Source organism: Actinophytocola sp., from assembly GCF_035762905.1.
Taxonomy (GTDB): Bacteria; Actinomycetota; Actinomycetes; order Mycobacteriales; family Pseudonocardiaceae; genus DASYTH01.
In genome coordinates this window covers 1-20363 of record NZ_DASUCC010000062.1, presented here as the reverse complement: position 1 = coordinate 20363, position 20363 = coordinate 1, and the positions used below count along the sequence as shown (strand labels likewise).

Annotated in this window: 22 protein-coding genes and 1 pseudogene; 11 read left to right on the top strand and 12 right to left on the bottom strand. The window is 70.1% G+C overall.

Features of this window, described 5'->3' with window-relative positions; genetic code table 11:
* Positions 1–2 precede the first annotated feature (2 nt).
* Positions 3–521, top strand: coding sequence for a MarR family winged helix-turn-helix transcriptional regulator (locus VFV67_RS12095; protein WP_326469655.1), 519 nt, complete (start codon positions 3–5; stop codon positions 519–521).
* On the opposite strand, the gene VFV67_RS12090 is transcribed toward VFV67_RS12095, so the two are convergent.
* Positions 499–867, bottom strand: a complete 369-nt coding sequence (locus VFV67_RS12090; protein WP_326469653.1) for a fluoride efflux transporter FluC — start codon at positions 865–867, stop codon at positions 499–501. The genes VFV67_RS12095 and VFV67_RS12090 overlap by 23 nt on opposite strands.
* Positions 864–1325 carry a fluoride efflux transporter CrcB gene (gene crcB, locus VFV67_RS12085; protein WP_326469651.1) on the bottom strand — a complete coding sequence of 154 codons (462 nt, stop codon included), beginning with the start codon at positions 1323–1325 and terminating at the stop codon, positions 864–866. The genes VFV67_RS12090 and crcB overlap by 4 nt, the downstream gene beginning before the upstream one ends.
* 114 nt (positions 1326–1439) lie before the next feature.
* Here crcB and VFV67_RS12080 point away from each other — a divergent pair, with 114 nt between their 5' ends.
* Positions 1440–1769, top strand: coding sequence for an Lsr2 family protein (locus tag VFV67_RS12080; protein ID WP_326469650.1), 330 nt, complete (start codon positions 1440–1442; stop codon positions 1767–1769).
* Between the two features lie 2 nt (positions 1770–1771).
* Here the strand turns inward: VFV67_RS12080 and VFV67_RS12075 are convergent, their stop codons facing one another.
* Positions 1772–2644 (bottom strand): oxygenase MpaB family protein, encoded by an 873-nt coding sequence (locus tag VFV67_RS12075; protein WP_326469649.1) that lies wholly within the window; start codon positions 2642–2644, stop codon positions 1772–1774.
* Between the two features lie 34 nt (positions 2645–2678).
* Between VFV67_RS12075 and VFV67_RS12070 the strand changes: the two genes are divergently transcribed.
* The gene (locus tag VFV67_RS12070) at positions 2679–2951 is read left to right on the top strand and encodes a hypothetical protein (RefSeq protein WP_326469648.1); all 273 of its coding nucleotides are present in this window, start codon (positions 2679–2681) and stop codon (positions 2949–2951) included.
* Here the strand turns inward: VFV67_RS12070 and VFV67_RS12065 are convergent.
* Genes VFV67_RS12065 through VFV67_RS12055 form a run of 3 tightly spaced genes read right to left on the bottom strand, consistent with a single transcriptional unit; the run spans position 2948 to position 5807 of the window.
* Complete coding sequence (locus VFV67_RS12065; RefSeq protein ID WP_326469646.1) at positions 2948–4345, bottom strand: NAD(P)(+) transhydrogenase (Re/Si-specific) subunit beta; 1398 nt, start codon at positions 4343–4345, stop codon at positions 2948–2950. The two genes, VFV67_RS12070 and VFV67_RS12065, sit on opposite strands and share 4 nt — an antisense overlap.
* A gap of 19 nt (positions 4346–4364) precedes the next feature.
* On the bottom strand, positions 4365–4691 hold the full coding sequence (locus VFV67_RS12060; protein ID WP_326469645.1) for an NAD(P) transhydrogenase subunit alpha: 327 nt from the start codon (positions 4689–4691) through the stop codon (positions 4365–4367).
* Complete coding sequence (locus VFV67_RS12055; RefSeq protein WP_326469643.1) at positions 4692–5807, bottom strand: Re/Si-specific NAD(P)(+) transhydrogenase subunit alpha; 1116 nt, start codon at positions 5805–5807, stop codon at positions 4692–4694.
* Between the two features lie 93 nt (positions 5808–5900).
* Here VFV67_RS12055 and VFV67_RS12050 point away from each other — a divergent pair, with 93 nt between their 5' ends.
* The 3 genes from VFV67_RS12050 to VFV67_RS12040 all read left to right on the top strand — a co-directional run bounded on the left by VFV67_RS12050 (position 5901) and on the right by VFV67_RS12040 (position 7841).
* Positions 5901–6122: a hypothetical protein gene (locus VFV67_RS12050; RefSeq protein ID WP_326469641.1), complete on the top strand. Its 222-nt coding sequence runs from the start codon at positions 5901–5903 to the stop codon at positions 6120–6122.
* A 192-nt stretch (positions 6123–6314) separates the two neighbouring features.
* On the top strand, positions 6315–7238 hold the full coding sequence (locus VFV67_RS12045; protein ID WP_326469639.1) for an alpha/beta hydrolase: 924 nt from the start codon (positions 6315–6317) through the stop codon (positions 7236–7238).
* A gap of 51 nt (positions 7239–7289) precedes the next feature.
* A complete protein-coding gene (locus VFV67_RS12040; RefSeq protein ID WP_326469638.1) occupies positions 7290–7841 on the top strand; it encodes a ClpX C4-type zinc finger protein in 552 nt (183 codons plus the stop codon).
* On the opposite strand, the gene VFV67_RS12035 is transcribed toward VFV67_RS12040, so the two are convergent.
* From VFV67_RS12035 to VFV67_RS12020, 4 genes are all read right to left on the bottom strand, one after another.
* Positions 7830–9383: an acetolactate synthase large subunit gene (locus VFV67_RS12035; protein ID WP_326469637.1), complete on the bottom strand. Its 1554-nt coding sequence runs from the start codon at positions 9381–9383 to the stop codon at positions 7830–7832. The genes VFV67_RS12040 and VFV67_RS12035 overlap by 12 nt on opposite strands.
* A gap of 14 nt (positions 9384–9397) precedes the next feature.
* The gene (locus VFV67_RS12030; protein ID WP_326469635.1) at positions 9398–10771 is read right to left on the bottom strand and encodes an FAD-binding oxidoreductase; all 1374 of its coding nucleotides are present in this window, start codon (positions 10769–10771) and stop codon (positions 9398–9400) included.
* Positions 10772–11308: 537 nt separating this feature from the next.
* On the bottom strand, positions 11309–11884 hold the full coding sequence (locus VFV67_RS12025; protein WP_326469633.1) for a TIGR03086 family metal-binding protein: 576 nt from the start codon (positions 11882–11884) through the stop codon (positions 11309–11311).
* A gap of 22 nt (positions 11885–11906) precedes the next feature.
* Complete coding sequence (locus tag VFV67_RS12020; RefSeq protein WP_326469632.1) at positions 11907–12887, bottom strand: LysR family transcriptional regulator; 981 nt, start codon at positions 12885–12887, stop codon at positions 11907–11909.
* 447 nt (positions 12888–13334) lie between these two features.
* Here VFV67_RS12020 and VFV67_RS12015 point away from each other — a divergent pair, with 447 nt between their 5' ends.
* The gene (locus tag VFV67_RS12015; protein WP_326469631.1) at positions 13335–13736 is read left to right on the top strand and encodes a RidA family protein; all 402 of its coding nucleotides are present in this window, start codon (positions 13335–13337) and stop codon (positions 13734–13736) included.
* 10 nt (positions 13737–13746) lie between these two features.
* A pseudogene (locus VFV67_RS12010) lies at positions 13747–14181 on the top strand (GNAT family N-acetyltransferase).
* 40 nt (positions 14182–14221) lie between these two features.
* Here the strand turns inward: VFV67_RS12010 and VFV67_RS12005 are convergent.
* Positions 14222–15943, bottom strand: a complete 1722-nt coding sequence (locus VFV67_RS12005; protein ID WP_326469630.1) for a PH domain-containing protein — start codon at positions 15941–15943, stop codon at positions 14222–14224.
* Positions 15940–16443 (bottom strand): PH domain-containing protein, encoded by a 504-nt coding sequence (locus VFV67_RS12000; RefSeq protein WP_414636232.1) that lies wholly within the window; start codon positions 16441–16443, stop codon positions 15940–15942. The genes VFV67_RS12005 and VFV67_RS12000 overlap by 4 nt, the downstream gene beginning before the upstream one ends.
* On the opposite strand from VFV67_RS12000, the gene VFV67_RS11995 reads away from it, so the two are divergent.
* The 3 genes from VFV67_RS11995 to VFV67_RS11985 all read left to right on the top strand — a co-directional run bounded on the left by VFV67_RS11995 (position 16400) and on the right by VFV67_RS11985 (position 19856).
* Complete coding sequence (locus VFV67_RS11995; protein WP_326469627.1) at positions 16400–17824, top strand: sensor histidine kinase; 1425 nt, start codon at positions 16400–16402, stop codon at positions 17822–17824. The two genes, VFV67_RS12000 and VFV67_RS11995, sit on opposite strands and share 44 nt — an antisense overlap.
* 44 nt (positions 17825–17868) lie before the next feature.
* Positions 17869–18516, top strand: coding sequence for a response regulator transcription factor (locus tag VFV67_RS11990; RefSeq protein ID WP_326469688.1), 648 nt, complete (start codon positions 17869–17871; stop codon positions 18514–18516).
* A gap of 263 nt (positions 18517–18779) precedes the next feature.
* The gene (locus tag VFV67_RS11985; RefSeq protein ID WP_326469625.1) at positions 18780–19856 is read left to right on the top strand and encodes an oxidoreductase; all 1077 of its coding nucleotides are present in this window, start codon (positions 18780–18782) and stop codon (positions 19854–19856) included.
* Positions 19857–20363: the final 507 nt, after the last annotated feature.

The following is a 20363-nucleotide window of genomic DNA, read 5'->3' as shown; positions in this document are numbered from 1 at the left end:
GTATGCCTGAATCGGAGCGGGAGGACGAGTTCTTCCTGCCCGAACCGCTGCTGCAGTTTCCCAGCTTCGTGCTGATCCAGTTGGCCCGGGAGGCGCGCCGGATCGGCGGCCTGGTGCACGAGGACGACCTGCGGATGCCGCACGTGACCGTGCTGGCCACGGTCGACGAGTTCGGTCCGGCCGCGCAGAAGGACATCAGCCGCCGGTTACGGATCGACGCGAGCGACCTGGTCTCGGTGCTGGACGACCTTGAGGAGCGCGGCCTGGTCCGGCGCAAGCGCGACGACCGGGACCGGCGCCGCTACCTGGTCACGATCACCGAGGCGGGCGTCCTGGCCCTGGACGGCCGGCTGACCAGCATGCGCAAGCTCAACGACATCCTGCTCGGCGTGCTCAGCCCGGAGGAGCGGGAGCGGTTCGCCGAGATGCTGATCAGGGTCTACCGGCGGCACGACCCCAAGCGGGTGCCGGTCGAGCTGGTGTCCCGGCTGACCTCGCTCAGCCGGTCAGAGCCCCGGTGATCGCGTGGCCGAGTACCACCGCCCCGACCCCGGCGACCACGCTCACCGCCACGTTGGCGGCGGCCAGGAACCGGGCCTGCCGCTGCGCCAGCCGCACGGTCTCGTAGCCGAACGTGCTGTAGGTGGTCAGCGCGCCGCACAGCCCGGTGCCGAGCAGCGCGAACACCGGACCGGGCAGCGCGGTCCCGGCCCCGGCCAACCCACCGAGCAGCGCGCACCCGGCGATGTTCACCGTGCAGGTGCCCCACGGGAACAGCGAGTCGTGCCGCAGCTGGACGAACCGGTCGACCAGATAGCGCAGCGGCGCCCCGACCGCACCGCCGAGCATCACCAGCAGTGCGGTCACGAGGCGACCAACCTGGTCACCCCGCTGCCGGCCCAGACCGCGGCCAGCGCGGCGAGCACCGTGCCGGCGAGGTAGCCGAGTCCGGTTCCGATCGACTCCGGACGCAGCAGCCCGCGGACCTCCTCGGCGTAGGTCGAGAACGTCGTGAACCCGCCGAGCACTCCGACCCCCAGGAACGGCCGGACCAGCCGGTGCGCCCGGCGGAGTTCGGTGATCAGGACCATCAGCACCCCGATCAGGAGGCAACCGGTCACGTTGACCAGGAACGTGCCGAGCGGGAACCGGCCGGGCACGGTGGGCACGGCCAGGCCCACCCCGTACCGGGCCAGCGCGCCGAGCGCCCCGCCGGCCGAGATCACCGCCAGCACGGCGCCGGGCGCCGCGGCCAGCTCGACCCGCTGCTCGGGTACGTGCAGGTCGACGTCCGGGTCAACCGGTCGCCGATCCGGATCGGGCACGGGTACCTCCATCGGTGGTCGTTGTTCCGCCACACCGGCAGGCCTGATCGATCGTGGCCGGGTGAACCGTTATCCTCCGGCTGACCAATTGCAATCTCAGCACTGGGAGGAATGGTGGCGCAGAAAACCGTTGTCGAGTTGGTCGACGATCTCGACGGTGGCGAGGCGGACGAGACGGTGGCCTTCGCCCTGGACGGCGTGGAATTCACCATCGACCTGTCGGCCGACAATGCCAACCGGTTGCGCGACACCCTGGCGGAGTACGTCGGGCACGCGCGGCGTACCGACAGCCGCAGGTCGAAGCGGGCCAGCGGGAAAACCAACGGAAAGCCGGATACCCAGGCGATTCGGGAATGGGCGCGCAGCCAGGGCGAGGCGGTAGCCGAGCGGGGCCGTATTTCGCAAGATCTGTTCACCCGTTTTCAAGCCGCGCACGGTAACTGACATCACACCGCCGGAAGCCGCTTCGGGGACGGCATGGACCAGGCACCGAGCCGGCGCGCGGCCGTGACCGGGTGCGGCTCCCGACGCCCTATCCGAACTCCGCCGGGAATGGACAGCGCGGCCCGGCGAACCGCCCGCAGCGCCACCGTCGCCGCCGGGGCGGGGTAGGCCCGGCGGCCGTACTGCCGCAGCGCCCAGCGCGGCAGCAGCGAGTAGGCCAGGTGCCCGATCACCGGTTCGTACACTCGCACCCCCAGGCCGAGCAGCCCGGACAGCGGCGGGCGGTGCAGGAAGTCGTAGATCGTGTCGGTGTCCGCGGTGCGGCGCAGGGACGGCCGCACGGCGTGGAAGTACTCGGACATCTCCGCCACCGAGCCGGGCACCCCGGCCGGGTCCAGGCCGACCAGCGCGGCCGAGGTCCGCTGCTCGTCGAAGTAGCGGTCGGCGTGCGCCCGCTTCAGCGGAAACCCGGACCGGACCACCACGGACAGGAACGACGCCACCTCGGCGCAGTGCACCCAGAGCAGCAGGTCCGGCTCGTCGATCCGGAACGTCTCGCCGGTGTCCTGGTCCCGGGCCCGCAGCGCCCGGTGTACCCGGCGCACCCGGGCCGCGGCCCGCTCCACCTCGTCCCGGGTGCCGTAGGTGGACACCCCGACGAAGTCCGCGGTCCGGATCAACCGGCCGAGCGGGTCGGTCTGAAAGTCGGAGTTCTGCACCACGGCCGCGACCGCCCGTGGATGCAGGGCCTGCAGGTACAGGCTGCGGATTCCGGCCACCCACATGGCCGGGTCGCCGTGCAGTTGCCAGGTGACCGAGTTCGGACCGAGCAGGCCGTGCTCGGGTCGGACGTCGAGCCGCTCTAAGCTACTCATGCGTTAAGCATGCCCTGGCCTTACTCTCGTGGCCATGTCCGAGGCAGACGGGTGGGGTGGGTTGCGCACCGTCTGCCATGGCTGCCGGTCCATGCGCGAGGTGGTCGAGCAGGTCGACACGCACCGGTTCGAGGTCCGCGCCATGATCATCCCCGGCGACGGCACGGTCTACCGCCGGGTGCGGGCGGCGTTCGAGAGCGCGGACGCCGTGGTCGAGGCGCCCTGCCCGGACTGCTGCCCGGAGGACGCCGAGAGCACCGAGGACACGCCGGAATGGCTGCTGCCCGGGTTCATTCCGCCGGCTTAGAGCGCCTTGAGCTCGGCGGTCAGCTCGGACACCGATGCCTTGGCGTCGCCGAACAGCATGCTGGTCTTGGGGTCGAAGTAGAGCGCGTTGTCCACACCGGCGAACCCCGGGTTCATCGACCGCTTCAGCACGATCACCGACTTGCTGGCGTCCACGTTGAGGATCGGCATCCCGTAGATCGGCGAGGCCGGGTCGGTTCGGGCCGCCGGGTTGGTGACGTCGTTCGCGCCGATCACCAGGGCCACGTCGGTGCGGGGGAACTCGCCGTTGACGTCGTCCATCTCGCGCTGGTGCTCGAACGGGACGTCGGCCTCGGCCAGCAGCACGTTCATGTGCCCGGGCATCCGGCCGGCCACCGGGTGGATCGCGTAGAGCACGCTGACCCCCTTGGCCTCGAGCAGCTCGGCCATCTCGGCGACCGCGTGCTGGGCCTGGGCGACCGCCATGCCGTATCCGGGCACCACGATCACCTGCTTGGCGAAGGCCATCTGGATCGCCGCGTCGGCCGCGCTGGTCCGCCGCACCGACCGGTCCCCCGCGTCCACCGCCATCGGGCCGCCGGTACCACCGAACCCGCCGGCCACGATCGCCGGGATGGACCGGTTCATCGCCTTGGCCATCAGGTTGGTCAGGATCGAGCCGGACGCACCGACGATCATGCCGGCCACGATCAGCGCGGTGTTGTCCAGCGCCAGTCCCATGGCCGCGGCGGACAGCCCGGTGAACGCGTTGAGCAGCGAGATCACCACCGGCATGTCCGCGCCGCCGATCGGCAGCACCACGGTCACGCCGAGCACGGCGGAGGCCAGCAGCAAGCCGATCATGAGCAGCTCGGAGCTGCCGCCGGCGACGATGGCCACCGCGCAGCCGACCGCGACCACGAGCAGCATCAGGTTCAGCGGCTGCTGCAGCCGGCCGATGCCGATCGGCCGGCCGGGCAGGATCTCCTGCAGCTTGCCGAAGGCGATGTTCGAACCCCAGAACGACACCGAGCCGACCACGGCGGAGAACAGCGAGGCGACCGCGACATAGACCGGCTCGTCGGCGAACCCGTGGGTCTGCCGGAACTCCACCCACGCGATCAGCGCGACCGCGCCGCCGCCGACACCGTTGAACAGCGCGACCATCTGCGGCATCGCGGTCATCTTGACCCGGCGCGCCGCCGGGATGCCCACCGCGGTGCCGATCGCGACGCCGAGCAGGATCAGCCACCAGTTGCCCATTCCGGGGGTGAGCAGCGTGGCGCCGACCGCGACGGCCATGCCGGCGGCCGCGATCAGGTTGCCGCGCACCGCGGTCTTCGGCCCGGTCAGCCCCATCAGGCCGTAGATGAACAGGCTGAAGGCGACGATGTACAGCGACTGGATCAGCGCGGGGTCGTGCAGCCAGCTCATGATTCGCTCGCAGGCTCGCTCATCGTCCGGTCCCGTTCGACGTGCCGCCGGCCGCCGTGCCGGCACTGTCCGGTTTGGACTTGAACATGGTCAGCATCCGGTCGGTGACCAGGAACCCGCCGACCACGTTGATCGTGCCGAACGCGATCGCGACCACCAGCAGGATCTTGTTGAGCACCCCGTCGACCCCGAGGCCGAGCACGATCAGCCCGCCGAGCAGCACGATCCCGTGGATGGCGTTGGTCCCGGACATCAGCGGGGTGTGCAACGTGTTGGGCACCTTGGAGATCACCAGGTAGCCGACGAAGCCGGCGAGCACCAGCACCGCCAGGTTCTGGACCAGCATCTAGCCCACCCGCCCGGTCGCGCAGGAGCCGGCGACGACCTGGTCGTCGAAGTCCGGAGCGAGCGCACCGTCCGCGTCGACCAGCAGCTCGAGCAGGGAAAGCACGTTGCGCGCGTACAGCTCGCTGGCGTGCTCGGGCATGTCGGCCGGCAGGTTGAGCGGCGCGGCGATGGTGACCCCGTCCACCACGACGGTCTGGCCGGGCACGGTCAGCTCGCAGTTGCCGCCCGACTCGCCGGCCAGGTCGACCACCACGCTGCCCGGCCGCATGCCGCGCACGGCGTCCGCGGTCACCAGCGTCGGCGCCCGGCGACCCGGGACCTGCGCGGTGGTGATCACGATGTCGAACCCGGTGATCGACTTGGACAGCAGATCCTGCTGCTCGGCCCGTTCGGCCTCGGTGAGCTCCCGGGCGTAGCCGCCGGATCCGGCCGCCTCGATGCCGAGCGACAGCCAGCGCGCGCCGACCGAGCGGACCTGCTCGGCCACCTCCGGCCGCACGTCGTAACCGGTGGTGTGGGCGCCGAGCCGGCGCAGCGTGGCGAGTGCCTGCAGGCCGGCGACGCCGGCACCGAGCACCAGTGCCTTGGCCGGCGGCACGGTGCCGGCGGCCGTGGTCAGCATCGGCACGAACCGGGCCAGTTCCTCGGCGGCCAGCAGCGCGGCCCGGTAGCCGGCCACGTTGGCCTGCGAGGACAGCGCGTCCATCGACTGGGCCCGGGAGATGCGCGGCACCGCCTCCATGGCGAAGCCGGTGACCCCGGCCTCGGTCAGCGAGGCCACGACGTCCGGATGGGCGAGCGGGCTGAGGAAGCCGATCAACACGGCACCCTCGTGCAACCGCCCGATCTCTTCGGCGCTCGGTGGCGCCACCTTGACCACCACGTCGGCCTGCCACGGGTCGCCGAACTGTGCACCGGCGTTCTCGAAGGCCGAGTCGGGGATCAGCGCGCCGGTTCCGGCGCCGCGTTCGATTATCACGTCCAGGCCCAGATCGGTCAGCCGCTCGACCACCCTGGGCACGAGCGCGACTCTTCGCTCACCGCGAGACGACTCCCTGGGCACGCCTACCTGTGTCACAGCAGACCTCCATGGATCCCCTTTGACCCCACACACCACTATATGCTCCACCAAGACGAACGTACGGTCTACAAGACTCGCCGATCTGCGGGTGACCCTTAAGTTGCCAGTTGCCGGTAGCGTCGGACCATGGCCAACGAATCCGAGCCCACCAGGGACACGCTGCAGGCGGTAACCGAGTCGGCCGCCGAACATCTCGGAAAGATCGCCACGATCGTTCAGACCGCCGTCGTGGAGATCGCCAAAGAGCTCGGCGAATGGTTCTCCGACGTCATGGAAGTGCGGGAATCGAGTGCGAAGGCCACGGAGGCCACGGAGGAGGCCGAACCTTCTGGACGCCCGCAACCCTGATCATGTAGCATCCGGCGCGCCATTTCAGGACCAATCAACTCAATAGTCCCATAACTGGGGGTCACATAAATGAAAAGGCGCCCGCTGGTCCGTGCATTGTTCGGCTGCATGCTGATCGGCTCGATGTCGGTCATTTCCGCAGGTCCGGCGAGTTCGGATACCGGCCGTCCCCCGGTCATGGTCTGCCAGCGGGTGTCCACCAAGGTGACCGTGCCGGGGGTGCCGGAAAGCCTGAACCTGACCGGGACCCTGTGCCGGCCCGGACTACTCCTCCCGACCACGGTCCAACTCCTGGTGCACGGCGGGACCTACAACCAGTCGGTCTGGGACTGGCCGCAGCAGCCGGACACCTACTCCTACGTGCGCGACGCGGTGACCGCGGGCTATGCCACGTTCGCCGTGGACCGGATCGGACACGGGGGTTCCGACAAGCCGTCCAGCGCCGTGGTCACGATGGGCGCGGCCGCGACCGCCCTGCACGACGTGGTGACCAAGCTTCGCTCTGGCCAGATCGGCGGCCAGGCGTTTCGCCGGGTGGTGTGGGTCGGGCACAGCCTCGGCGCGGTGGTCGGCTACGACTACGGCGGCCGGTTCTCCGATATCGACGCCTACGCCATGACCGGAAGCATTCATTTCATCAAACAATCCTGGCTCAACCTCATCATCGCGAACACCGCGCCCGTGCCCGGTCCGGACCCGGGATATCTGACCACGGTTCCCGGCTCCCGGGCGTCATTGTTCTACCATCAAGCGAATGCCGACCCGGCGGTTATCGCCCAGGACGAGTTGCTCAAGGACACGGTGACCGGACCGGAGATCGAGACCGCTCTCGGCCTGGTCCTGGTGCCGCCGGCGCAGTCGCCGACCCGCAATATCCGGGTACCCGTTCTCGTGGCTCTGGGTGACCACGACAATCTCGTCTGCGACGGTGCCGACGGCATCAAGTGCGTCGCCACGGAAATCGCCGCGCTGGAACGGCCGTATTTTCCCAACGCATCCCGATTCGCCACTTTGATCGTCGCCGGCAGCGGACACATGCTCAGCCAGCACCGCACCGCGCCGGTCGCGCACGCCGGCGTGATCGGCTGGATCCGCGGCGTGGTACCGCCGTTCTGATCGTCTAGCACCCCTAGACGAATCTCACATCGTCTAGCTAGGCTAGACGGTATGGTGATCGACGAAGGCCTGCTCCGGCAGGCCCGGGAGTCCGGGGCCCGGCTGGCCGACGCCGTACGAGCGGCCGACCTGGCCAAGGCCGATTACCACCACGCGGTGCGCCGGCTGCACTTCGCCGGTGCCTCCATGCGGGAGGTCGCCGAAGCGCTGGAGATCAGCCACCAGCGGGTGCACCAGATCATCGAGGCCACCGGCGGCACCGGCGGCTGGAAGGCCCGCAAGAAGGCGACCGCCATCCTCGCGTGCAGCTTCTGCGGACTGCCCAAGCACAAGGTCAGCAAGCTGGTCGCCGGACCCGGCGTGTACATCTGCGACCAGTGTGTCGCGCTGGCGCACGAGGTCGGTCCCGACCCGGTGCAGACCTCCCGCACCCGGCTGGACCCGGTGCCGGCGGACAGCCAACTGGACTGCTCGTTCTGCGGCAAGGCGCCGCCCCGGACCGGCGCCCTGGTCGCCGGTCCGGGCGTGCGGATCTGCGCCGACTGCCTGCGGCTGTGCGACGAGATCCTCGCCGCCGTCCGGTCCGAAGAGTCAGAAAAGTGACGGCACCATCGCCTCGATGAGGTGCGGGCCCGGCTCGGCCAGCGCCTTGCCGAACTGGTCGGCCAGTTCCTCCGCGGTCCGCGCCCGGCTGGCCGGCACGCCCATCCCGCGGGCGAGCGACACGAAGTCCAGATCCGGCCGGCCGATGTCGAGCAGCTCGGCCGCCTTCGGACCGGCCGCCTCCGCGCCCACCCGCTGCAGCTCCATCCGCAGGATCGCGTAGGACCGGTTGCTCAGCACCACCGTCGTGACGTCCAGGCCCTCCCGGGCCATCGTCCACAACGCCGAGATCGTGTACATCGCGCTGCCGTCGGCCTGCAGGCACACCACCGGCCGGTCCGGGCACGCCAGCGCCGCCCCGGCCGCGACCGGCAACCCCTGCCCGATCGCGCCGCCGGTCAGGGTCAGCACGTCGTGCCGCGGCGCACCGGCGGTCGCCGCCGGGAGCAGCAGGCCCGAGGTGTTCGACTCGTCGGACACGATCGCCCCGTCCGGCAGCAGCGCGCCGATCACGTCCACCCAGTTCTGCGGGGTCAGGTCACCGGTGGGCAACCCGGGCCGGACCGCGTCCTGCAGCACCGGCTTGGCGTCGGCGGCGACCAGGTCGGCCAGGTGCTCGAGCGCGCCAGCGGTGTCCTCGCCGAGCACGGCCAGCACGTGCACCTGGCAGCCGTCCGGCACCAGCTCGCTGGGCTTGCCCGGGTAGGCGAAGAACGACACCGGCGACTTGGCCCCGACCAGGATCAGGTGCCGGACGTCGGTCAACTGCCACTGCACCTGCTCGGCCAGATAGCCGAGCCGGTCGATCCGGGGCAGTCCCGCGCCGCGCTCCAGCCGGGCCGGGAACGTCTCGATGAACAGCTTCGCCGTGGTCGCCTCGGCGATCCGGCCGGCGGCAAGCAGGCCACGCTCCCGGGTGGTGCCGTGCCCGAGCAGCACGGCCACCGGCTCCCCGGATCGCAGCACCTCGGCGATCTCCCGGACCCGGTCGTCGCCGACCGGCTCGGGCGGCGCAGGCGGCACCGGGACCGCGGCCACGCCGCCGTCCGACCAGGACACGTCGGCCGGGAGCACCAGGTTCGCCACCTGGCCCGGGGCGCTGCGCGCCGCCGCGATCGCGTCGGCCGCGTCCGCGCCCACCTCGCCCGGGCTCTTCGACGTGCGGGTCCAGCCGTGCAGCCAGCCGCTCAGCGCGTCGATGTCGCTCTCCAGCGGGGCGTCGAAGCCCTTGTGGTACCGGGCGTGGTCACCGATCACGTTGACCATCGGGGTGTGGGCCCGGCGGGCGTTGTGCAGGTTCGCCAGGCCGTTGGCCATGCCCGGGCCGAGGTGCAGCAACGTGGCCGCCGGCCGGCCGGCCATCCGGCCATAGCCGTCCGCCGCGCCGGTCACCCCACCCTCGAACAGGGCCAGCACCCCGCGCATCTCCGGCACCGCGTCGAGTGCGGCCACGAAGTGCATCTCGGAGGTGCCAGGGTTGGCGAAGCACACGTCCACACCGCCGTCCACCAGCGTGCGGATCAGGGCCTGCGCACCGTTCATCGTCACGCCGCTCCTCAGTCGAACAGGACACCGGGGTTGAGAATGCCATTCGGGTCGAACGCCCGCTTTATCCGGCTCATCAGCGCCACCTTGACCGGATCCTCCAGCTCAAGGAAGTGTCGCTTCTTCTCCCGGCCGACGCCGTGCTCGCCGGAGATCGCCCCGCCGAGCGCGACGCCGGCCGCCAACAGCGCGTGCAGCACCGCGTAGCGGACCTCGGGGTCCTTCTGGAACACCGCGAGGTGCACGTTGCCGTCGCCGGCGTGTCCGCAGCCCACGATCAGCGTCTGGTTGCTCTGCGCGATGGACAGCACCGCGGCGAAGAACTCGGGCAGCGCGGCCCGCGGCAGCACGGTGTCGATGATGTCGTCGGCGCCCGCGGCCTTCGCGGTGAAGAACGCCTTCTCCCTGGCCTCGATCAGCCGGCGGGCGGACGGGCCGGGCAGCACGTAGACGTCGGCGGCACCCAGGTCCGACAGCAGCTGGCTGACCGCCTCGACGTCGCCGTCGAGCCGCTCGGTGGTCCGGTTCTCGAGCATGACCACCAGGTAGGCCTGCGAGCTGTCCCGCACCTGGTCCGGGATGCCGAGCTGCAGGTCGGCGGTATAGGTGATCGCGCCCATGGTGAACGCGTCGATGAACTCCAGGATCAGCGGGCCGATGCCGCTGCCGACCACCCTCGGCGCCGCCCGGGCCACCGCGGCGAGGTCGGCGAACGGCGCCAGCACCGTGGCCTGATGCGGCTGGCGCGGCTGCAGCTTCAGCACGGCCTCGGTGACCAGGGCCAGGGTGCCCTCGGACCCGATGATCAACTGGGTGAGGTCGTAGCCGGTGCTGGCCTTGACGTAGCGGCCGCCGGTCCGGATCACCTCCCCGGTCGGCAGCACCGCCTCGAGTCCCAGCACGTTGTGCCGGGTGACGCCGTACCGGACCGCGCGCATGCCCCCGGCGTTGGTGGCGACGTTCCCGCCGAGGCTCGAGCTCAGCTCGCCGGGGTAGACGGGATAGACCAGGCCCGCCTCGGCCGTCCGCTCCTCCAACTCGGCCAGGGTGACGCCGGCCTGCACGACGGCCACGTGGTTCTCGGTGTCGATCTCCAGAACCTTGTTCATCCGCTCGAACGACACCAGGATTCCGTCCGGCCGCGGCACCGCCGCCCCGGCCAGCCCGCTCCCGGAGCCCCTGGCCGTCACCGGCACGCCGGTCTCGTTGGCGGCTGCCAGCACGGCCGCCACCTCCTGCGCCGACGCCGGCCGCACGACGAACGCCGGCAGCACGGGCTCCCCGGTCAACGCCTCATCATGCGCATAGTCCTCGGACACCTGCTCGCCGGCGAGCACATGCTCGGCGCCGACGATGTCAACCAGCCGCGCGCCGATATCCGCCATCGCGCCCCTCCAGCCTCATCGCTACTCGGTAGTACAGAGGCCGACAATAGAGGGTTCACGGATGGCCTACGACGACCAGTTCAACTCACGCCCCCTCAACCCCAGCCCGCCGGCCCAGCACCGACGCATCGTCAAGCACCAGCCCAGGCCCCAGGTCACCTACGACGCCCAACCCGGATTCACGCCCACTCAACCCCAGCCCGCCGGCCCAGCAGCGACGCTTCGTCGCGCACCGGCACAGGCCCGCAGGTGACCTACGACGCCCAGCTCGAATCACGCCCACTCAACCCAAGCCCGGCGGCCCAGCACCGGCGCATCGTCAAGCACCAGCCCGGGCCTGCAGGTCACCTACGACGCCCAACCCGGATTCACGCCCACTCAACCCCAGCCCGCCGGCCCAGCAGCGACGCATCGTCGCGCACCGGCACAGGCCCGCAGGTCACCTACGACGCCCAACCCGGTTCACGCCCACTCAACCCAAGCCCGCCGGCCCAGCACCGACGCATCGTCAAGCACCAGCCCAGACCCCCAGGTCACCTACGACGCCCAACCCGGATCACGCCCACTCAACCCAAGCGCGCGATCCAACACCGGCGCTTCGTCGCGCACCGGCACTGGCTCGCCGAAGATGTTGTACTCGCGGCCCATCTCGGTGAACTCCTGGACTCCGGCATAGATCACCTCGGCCAGTTCCGGCGGACAGACCAGCTCCTGGCCGGTAGCCCGGGCCAGGTCCCACCCGTGCAGCACCAGCTCGCCGATGATCATCCGGCCGATCATCGGTGCCGGCATCTGGCCGCCGGCCATCCCGGTGATCCCCTCCCATGCCCCCGGTTCCGCCCAAGCCGCCACCGCCCGGTTCAGCTGCCGCTCGTAGACCGTGACCCAGTCGTCGGTGACGTAGTCGACGCTGTTCTCGTCCCCCTCGGGCGGCGGCTGCTTGCGTGCGGCCACTTCGGACCGGAATGCCGACCAGAACGTCAGGTGGTTGGCCAGCATGCGGACATCCCAGCCGGCACACGGCGTCGGCAGCGCCAGTTGGTCGACCTTGACATTGCGCGCGACCTCGAGGTTGACCCGCGCCGCCTGCTCCATCAGCGGTTGCATATCCATGATCGCGACCCTAGACCGCGCATCACCTGGCGTATTGCACAAACGCGACGCGCCCCCGGCCGGGTGAGCGCTCGGCCAACTCCGCGCCGAGCCGGCACACGGTGTCCGTGAGGATGTGCAGAAACCGTTGCACCGCAGGGGGTCTGGTGACTTTCGCCGGAACCGCCGCGTACACGGCCCGGGCCGGGGTGTCCTGCGGGCTCAGCCATTTGATCAGAATGTCCGTCCTGGCGATCCCACCCGCCGCCAACCCCGGCACCAGCGTGACCCCAAGGCCGGCGGCCACCAGTCCGAGCTTGGCCGTCCAACCCGGCACCACGTAACGGATCTCCGGCTGCACCCCGGTGGGCAGCGCGGTGCCGATCAGCGTGTCCTCCGGGCTCTGCCACCCGGCGATCCACGGCTCGTCGGCCAACTCCGCCAACCGGATCGTGCGCCGCCGGGCCAGCCGGTGCTCCCGCGGGATCGCCACCAGGATCGGATCGTCCAGCAGATGGGTCAGGTCGAGCCCGTCGGTGTCCAACGATCGTCCGGGCGCCACGCTGAGCACACCGACGTCGAGGTCACCGTCCCGGAGCCGTCCGACCTGAACCGACGTCAACGACTCGGTCAGCGACAGCGTCACGTTCGGGTGCTCGGCATGGAACGTCGCCATCGCCCGCGGTACCAGCGCGGCGTCCGCGGTCGCGAACGCCCCGATCCGCAACCGCCCCACATCCAGGTCGCGCAGCGCCACAAGGTCCTTGCGGGCCGTCTCCAACCGCCCGAGCACCGCCTCCGCGTGCTCGAGCAGGCACCGCCCCTCATGCGTCAGCCGCACCCCCCGGGCCACCCGGTCGAACAACGCCACACCGGTATCCCCCTCCAGCGCCGCAATCTGCCGCGACACCGCCGACTGCGTATACCGCAACGCATTCGCCGCCGCCGTAAACGACCCCTGCCGAGCCACCTCCCGAAACACCCGCAACCAAACAATCTCCACCCAGCCCACCCATCCATGCATACGAAGCATGAGGCTCATGCAAGACATTCACTTGTCGCATACTCAGCCCACAGCCTAGCGTTATCCCCGTTCCAGGGCCCCGCATCCGCAACGCAACCGGCCCACTCGCAACACAACCGGCTCCGCCGGCACCACAACGACCGGCCCGGGACACAATCGGTCCACCGGCACCACTACCAGCCCCGCCAGCACCACAACGGCAGCCGCATACAACCAGCCCCACCGGCAGCACAGCGACCCGCACTCAATCCGCCTGTTCGCAACACAACCAGCCGATCCGCGGCTTAGCCAGCCCCGCCGGCACCACACCGGCCCGGCCCGCGACGCACCAGCCCGCTCACGACAACCGACCTCACCTGCGCAAATTAGTCGGATCCGCCGCGACGCTCCCCGTCGCCACCTCGGCACTCGCGCTCGAATCCACCCTCCAATCCAAGGTATGGCCCCATGACCGTCACCTTTCACAACCCGCCGACCGCGCCCGCCCCGCTGGCCGCCCGGTACTCGAACATTGCGGAGATCGACCTGGGCCAGGTGACCCTGCTCGTGCTCTCCGGCCAGGTCGCCCTCGACTTCGACGGGTCATTCGTCGGCGGCGACATGACGGCCCAGTCCGAGCACGTCTTCGGGGCAATCGGGGCACTGCTCGCCGCCCACCGTGCCGGCTTCGAGCATGTGGTCAACGTCCGCACCTACCTCACGGACATGAACCTGCTCGCCGACTACGGCGCGGTTCGCCGCAGGTACCTGACCGGCACCCCGCCGACCAGCACCACGATCGAGGTCTCCCGACTGTTCCACCCCGAAGCGCTGCTCGAGGTCGACATCATGGCGGTCGTCCCCAAGTAGATTTGCCGATGTGGCAACCGACTTCGTGCTTGACGACGATCCCCTCCGGATCGATGTGGACACCGTGTGGTCCTATCTGTCGACACAGGCCTACTGGGGCCGCTGGCGCACCCGCGTCGACCTGGACCGGCAACTCGCCGGCTCGTGGCGGGTCGTCGGGGCCTACGACGGCCAGGACGGCCGGATGATCGGTTTCGCCCGTGCCCTGTCCGATGGCGTGGCGCTGGCCTATCTCGCCGACCTGTTCGTGGTGTCCGACGCGCGTGGCCGCGGGATCGGCAAGGAACTGGTCCGCGAGATGATCGACAACGGACCCGGTGCCGGCTTCCGATAGATGCTGCACACCGCCGACGCCCACGGACTCTACGAGCAGTTCGGTTTCCGCAAGCCCGACGAGACGTACCTGGAGCGCCCGAGCACCCGGCCGGCCATCGACACCACCTGACCGCGCGGGCGCGAGCGCGGATCCAGGACGCGGATCCGGCTCAGGTGGCGGTATCCGGTAACGGCGGATGAGCATCGCGTCCCTCGGAAGAACGCTCTAGGAACGGGGTCAGCAGTCCGGGTACCGCCTCCTCGGCGAAGGCCAGGCCGTCACTCGTGCCGATGTCGCGGATCAGGTAGGCACCCTGCTGCGCGGCCGTGGTCGCGGCCAGGGTTACCAACCCGGCCCGGCGTTGGAACGGAGAGCTGGTGATGGTCCAGCCGATCACACCGCTTCGCCGCAGCGCGACGGTGTGCCGGCTGGCCGCCCCGTACCTGGTCACCAGGTACTCCCCGGTGATCCCGTGGCCCAGGTTGCGGTACGCGTCTAGCCCGAGGGCGATCGCGACCGGCAGCAGGACCACCAGCACGATCCAGGCGACATTCAGCAGCGCGTCGGTGAACAGCAGGCCGAGCAGTGCCAGCACGGCGGCCGGCAACAGAACCGATCCCACCGCCCAGCGCAGCCGACGCCCCCGAGCCGCCGGCGGATGCCGGTGCAGCCGCACCGACTCCGTCGGCGACTGCTCCTCACCGACGATCTCCGCCGCCACCCGATGAGCCAGCGCGCGCGGGGCCAACGGCAACAGCATCTTGGGATCGCTCCGCTCGTCCCGGCCCATGGCCCGCAGTCCGGTGGCCACCGCGTCCACCTTGGCGGCCCTGAGGAGCCGGGCACCGATCGGCTCGACGACCTCAACTCCGCGCAGCCTGCGCTCGTCCAAGGTGAGCGATCGGCTGGTCAACAGTCCTCTGCGCACCCGGAACACACCGTGCTCCCAGGTCAACCGGTAGCCCCACCACGACTCGACGAACAGCGCGAGCGATCCGATCACCCCCACCACGATCCCGACCGCGACCAGCAGGACTACCAGCGGGAACACCGGCAGCTCGCGCAGCAGATCCCCCGCCCCTCCGAGGATGGTCCGCTGGAGACCGAACCATTCCGAAATCTGGAGGAGCCCGCCGAAGGCGGCGGCACCGAGGATCGGCGTGGTCACCGAGACGGGTGCGTACCGGATCCAGGACCAGTTCAGCCCGGCGATGGTCCGGATCGGCGGCCCGTGCCCGGACTGCGCCTCTCGGCGCGCCGGGACCGTCCCCGTCGTGGCCGGGGCGGACTGAGCCGGGGCGGCCCGGAACTGGTCAACCGGGTGGATCCCGGTCTGCCGCGTCGGTCCGGTCGGCGAAACGGGCGGTGGCGCCACCGGGACCACCGGCGATCCGGCGTGGGACAGCAACTCGACCCGCAGCAACTCGGCCTGCCGCCGGTCGAGCGGGTTCAACACCAGGTGGCCGTGCTGGCCGCCCTGCTGGCCGGTGCCGATCTGCATCTTGACCACACCGAACAACCGCAGCAGCGGGTTAGCGGTGAGATCGACGGTGCGGATGCGGTCTCGCGGCACCGACCGCAGCCGATGCACGATCCAGGAGAATCGCAGTTCCACGCGCTCGGCCGTGATCCGGTACCGCGTGTGCTTCCAGCGCAACCGCTCGAGGACCGCGGCGACACCGACCACTACCAGGAAACCGACCGCGAGCACGGCCAGGGCCTGCCAGATCGGCCGGTCGTCACCGCGGACGCTGGCGAACACCGGCACCGCACTGCCCAGCGCGATCCCGGCCGTCAACATCGCGGTCACAGCCGGGCTTCGGCGGTCCAGCGCACGCCACCCGTCGCCGGTCTCGCCGTGGCCCATCGGTTCGCTCGCACCCTCACTCACGTGGCATCTCCCGGGGCCGCCTGCGTGGTCTCCGTCAGCCGCCGGACCAGCTCGGCGGCCAACTCGTGGTCCAGACCCACGATCTTGATCGGGCCGGCCGCGGACGCCGTGGTGACAGTGACGCTGGAGAGCCGAAACAGACGCTCGATCGGACCGCGTTCGGTGTCGACCGTCTGGATCCGGGACATCGGTGCCACCCGCCATTCCTGCCACAACCATCCGGCCTTGGCGTACACCGCGTCCTCGGTGACCTCCCAGCGATGCACCCGGTACCGCCAGAACGGCACGATCGCCGCGTACACCACGCCGACCACCAGGACGATCACCTGCGCGAACTGCAGCCAGGACCGGGCCGGCGCGATGACGGCCGCGAGGACGCCAAGTGCCACCGCGGGGATCACCGCCCCGAGCAGGTCCTGCGTCATCCACCACCACACTGCCCTCCGTTCCACCCGGTTGGCCGGCGGCCGCAGCCGCACGGTCTCGATCTGTCCTGGCATTCGCGTCCTTCCCGCGTGCTGCTTCCACGGTGCCCGGCCGGGGGCGCAGGCGGTAGCGACCAAAGTGATCGATCTGGCGCCGGGGATGCAACTTTCGTACTGTCCCCGACCTACGAATGGGTGCATTCTCCGAGGTCACGCCCTCGGCGTCGGTAGCGTGGCGGACGTGAACGAGCCGCTGTGGCGATCACGCCGGGAAGCCTTCTTCTATCTGCTCCCGGTCGGCGTCCTGCTGGTCCTGTACGCGGTCATCATCCCGCTGGACCACAGACCCGGCCGGGTCGGCACCGTGGTGGAACTCGCCGCCAGCATCGGCCTCATCCTCCTGCTCGGGTGGCGCAAGCGGATTCCGCTGGTGGTCGGCGGCATCACCGCGGGCGTCACCGTCGGCATGTTGCTGGCCATGGAGCTGACGCCGGGGCAACTCGACCTCGCCGAGGCCGAGCCGTGGCTGCCGCTCGCTGCACCGGTCGCCATATATACAGTCGCGCTGTACCGCAACAACAACGCCGGCTGGGCGCTCATCATCGGCCTGATGGCGGTGGTGTGCCGGCCATGGGAGCCCTCGGCGGACGTGATCAGCGGCGGGGTCCTGATGTTGGCAGTGCCCGCACTGCTCGGCCTCTATATCGGGGCCAACCGCCGGCTGGTTCATGCGCTCACCGACCGGGCCGACCGGGCAGAACGTGAACAGCATCTACTCGCCGAGCAGGCCCGGGCGGAAGAACGGGTGCGGCTCGCCGAGGAGATGCACGACGTGGTCACCCACCGGGTGAGCCTGATGGTGTTGCACGCCGGCGCGCTCGGCGTCACCGCGACCGACCAGCCAACCAAGGAAGCGGCCGAGACGCTCCGGGTCGCGGGATGTGAGGCGCTCAATGAGTTACGCGATCTGGTTGGCGTGCTGCGCAACGGGGAGAGCGGGGCCGGTGTTCCCGGGTCCGTAGGTACGAACGGGGAGGTTGATCGTGTTCCGGATCTGTCCACATTGGTCGCCGAATCGAGAGCCGTGGGAATTTCCGTCGACCTCGCCGAGTCGGGGAACCCCGCGCGCACCTCCCCAACGGTTGGCCGCACGGCGTATCGGATCGTGCAGGAATCGCTCACCAACATCCGCAAGCATGCGCCGGGAGCCTCGGCGACCGTGCGGATCCGTTACGGAGGCGACCGGGTCCAGCTGGCCATCCACAACACGCCGGCTACCGACACTGTCGACAATGGACTGTCCAGCACGGGCTCCGGCAGCGGTCTGCTCGGTCTGCGCCAGCGCGTCGAACTGATCGGCGGCACCCTTCGTGCCGGCCCGAGCACCGACGGCGGATTCGAGGTCGACGCCATCCTGCCGGCATTCGTGCCGACCCGTGAGAAAGCACCGACTTGAGCCAGCCCGCCCCCCTTCCGCCGAGCCGGCAACCCCGGACGGCGATCCGAGTGCTCGTCGTGGACGACGAGCCGATGGTCTGCGCCCACCTGCGCACGATCCTCACCTCGGCCGAGGACATCGAGGTGCTCGACGCTGCGCACGACGGTGCTGCCGCGGTGGAGTCGGTCGTCCGGCACCTGCCGGACGTGGTGCTCATGGATCTACGCATGCCGGGCGTGGACGGCCTTGCCGCCATCGAACGGATCGGACGACTGCCGAAACGGCCGGCCGTGGTCGCGCTGACCACCTTCGACCTGGACTCCTATGTCATCCGGGCGTTGCGCGCCGGAGCGAGCGGCTTCCTGCTCAAGTCCACGCCCCCGGAGGATCTGATCAGTCTGGTGCGGGTGGCGGCGGATGGCCACACCGTCCTGTCCGCGGCGGCCACCCGGCGGCTGGTCGCCGCCCAGGCCGGCGAGCAGGACGCCCGGGACCGGGCCCGCACCAGGGTGCGGGAGCTGACCGAGCGGGAGACGGAGGTGCTCGTGTGCCTCGGCGAGGGCAAGTCCAACGCCCAGATCGCCAAGCGGCTGTGCCTGTCCGAGGCAACCGTGAAGGGCTATGTGTCACGAATGCTGGACAAGCTGCACTGTGAGAACCGCACCCAGGCCGGGCTACTGGCCTACGACGCCGGGCTGGTCCCCCGGTGAACGGAGGTGATGCCGAAGCTTCGACCGAGTCGATGACCGCCCGCGCCAGTCGTCGCCGGCGGCGATGCTGACGCTTGGATGCCGACCCGGATCCGACCGGCGCTGACGGTCCGACCCGACCCGGACCCGGACCCGGTGAATGCTCACGGTCGACCGACCCGGATCCGACGGATGCTCACGGTACGACGCCGACTCGGATGCGGCGGGCACAGCCAGTAACGAGGCCTGTGCAGCGGTGACCGACTGGGCTAGGTTTCGCAGACATGAAGCGCGCCCTGATCATCGCCGCTCTGGCGTCGCTGGCCACCGGCCTGCTCCCGGCGACCGCCGCGAGTGCGACGACCCAGCCCATGGCCCCCAGTGCTCACGACCTGACCTGGCAGCTCACCTCCACCGGGGTGACTGCCCGGCTGCGCGGACTGTCGGTGATCAGCCGGCGGATCGCGTGGGCGAGCGGAAGCGCCGGCACCGTTCTGCGCACCACCGACGGCGGCCGGACCTGGCAGAACGTGTCTCCGCCCGGTGTGACCGATCTGCAGTTCCGCGACATCGAGGCATTCGACGCGAACACGGCCGTGATCCTCAGCATCGGCGAGGGCGAGGCATCCCGGGTGTACCGCACCACCGACGGTGGCGCTCACTGGACGGAAACGTTCCGCAACACCGAACCGCTCGCCTTCTACGACTGCCTGGCGTTCTTCGACCGCCGGCACGGACTGGCGCTGTCCGACCCGGTCGGTGGGAAGTTCCGCGTACTGTCCACATCGGATGGTGGGGCCAGTTGGGCGGTGCTGCCCAACGACGGTATGCCGCCGGCGCTCGAGGGCGAGTTCGCGTTCGCGGCGAGTGGCCAGTGCATCACGGTCTCCGGCGGCCGGGACGCGTGGATCGCCACCGGTGGCGGAGCACAGGCCCGGGTGCTGCACTCCCGCGATCGCGGGCTGCACTGGACGGGCAGCGTCACGCCGATGGCCAGCAGCCCGAGCGCGGGCGTGTTCGCCGTGGCGTTCCGGGACCGGCACACCGGCGTGGCGGTCGGCGGCGATTTCGCCAACCCCACCAACGGAGTCGACGCGCTCGCCTTTACCCGGGACGGTGCCCGAAGTTGGGTGGAGCCGATGACGGCCCCCCAGGGCTACCGCTCCGGCGTCACCTGGCACCCGTGGTTCCCGACCGTACTGATCGCCGTGGGTCCGACCGGCAGCGACCTGACCCTCGACGCCGGACGGCACTGGCACCAGTTCGATGCCGGGAGCTTCGACACTGTCGGCTGCGCGCACGATGGTGCCTGCTGGGCCTCGGGCGAACAGGGCCGCGTCGCCACCCTGCAACTGAGCTGAGCGGCACCCCTTCCGGCTCACCGCCCGCCGAACGAGAACGCCGAGCGTTCGCCGAACTGACCGACTTGGCACGGAACCCGGCCGAGTCGGTCAGTCGGCATGACGCCAACTCGACGATGCGCGATGGCACACCGGACCTACCAAACGCCCTGGCAGGTGCGAACAACGAGACGCGGTGGCACCCGGGACACTGCGTGCACCGGGCACACCAACAACAAACGCGAAGGCACAGCGGGCACTACGAAGCGCCCTGAACCGTGGGGCGATGAGTCACGGTGACAAGCAGCGGTACTGCGCAGCACCCGGATACGTGGACGAAGAACCGCGGCGATGGCACGGCGGGCACCGCGAGATGCTGAACCGTGAGGACGATGAGTCGGGGTGCCGCGCGGGTATTACGGGGTCGGGGTGGTCGCTATGAAGTCGACGATGTGGCGGGCGAGGGGTTCGCCGGCGTCCTCCTGGAGGAAGTGGCCGGCGTCCTTGATTGTCGGATGGTCGCGGTTC

Bases quoted from the DNA above. Each gene is read 5' to 3' on its own strand.
- VFV67_RS12025 (WP_326469633.1), bottom strand. From the start codon at position 11,884: ATGGATATGCAACCGCTGATGGAGCAGGCGGCGCGGGTCAACCTCGAG.
- VFV67_RS12075 (WP_326469649.1), bottom strand. From the start codon at position 2,644: ATGAGTAGCTTAGAGCGGCTCGACGTCCGACCCGAGCACGGCCTGCTC.
- VFV67_RS12000 (WP_414636232.1), bottom strand. From the start codon at position 16,443: ATGCCAGGACAGATCGAGACCGTGCGGCTGCGGCCGCCGGCCAACCGG.
- VFV67_RS12035 (WP_326469637.1), bottom strand. From the start codon at position 9,383: ATGAACGGTGCGCAGGCCCTGATCCGCACGCTGGTGGACGGCGGTGTG.
- VFV67_RS12020 (WP_326469632.1), bottom strand. From the start codon at position 12,887: ATGCATGGATGGGTGGGCTGGGTGGAGATTGTTTGGTTGCGGGTGTTT.
- VFV67_RS12040 (WP_326469638.1), top strand. From the start codon at position 7,290: ATGGTGATCGACGAAGGCCTGCTCCGGCAGGCCCGGGAGTCCGGGGCC.
- VFV67_RS12050 (WP_326469641.1), top strand. From the start codon at position 5,901: ATGGCCAACGAATCCGAGCCCACCAGGGACACGCTGCAGGCGGTAACC.
- VFV67_RS12060 (WP_326469645.1), bottom strand. From the start codon at position 4,691: ATGCTGGTCCAGAACCTGGCGGTGCTGGTGCTCGCCGGCTTCGTCGGC.
- VFV67_RS12015 (WP_326469631.1), top strand. From the start codon at position 13,335: ATGACCGTCACCTTTCACAACCCGCCGACCGCGCCCGCCCCGCTGGCC.
- VFV67_RS12095 (WP_326469655.1), top strand. From the start codon at position 3: ATGCCTGAATCGGAGCGGGAGGACGAGTTCTTCCTGCCCGAACCGCTG.
- VFV67_RS12030 (WP_326469635.1), bottom strand. From the start codon at position 10,771: ATGGCGGATATCGGCGCGCGGCTGGTTGACATCGTCGGCGCCGAGCAT.
- VFV67_RS12070 (WP_326469648.1), top strand. From the start codon at position 2,679: ATGTCCGAGGCAGACGGGTGGGGTGGGTTGCGCACCGTCTGCCATGGC.
- VFV67_RS12065 (WP_326469646.1), bottom strand. From the start codon at position 4,345: ATGAGCTGGCTGCACGACCCCGCGCTGATCCAGTCGCTGTACATCGTC.
- VFV67_RS11985 (WP_326469625.1), top strand. From the start codon at position 18,780: ATGAAGCGCGCCCTGATCATCGCCGCTCTGGCGTCGCTGGCCACCGGC.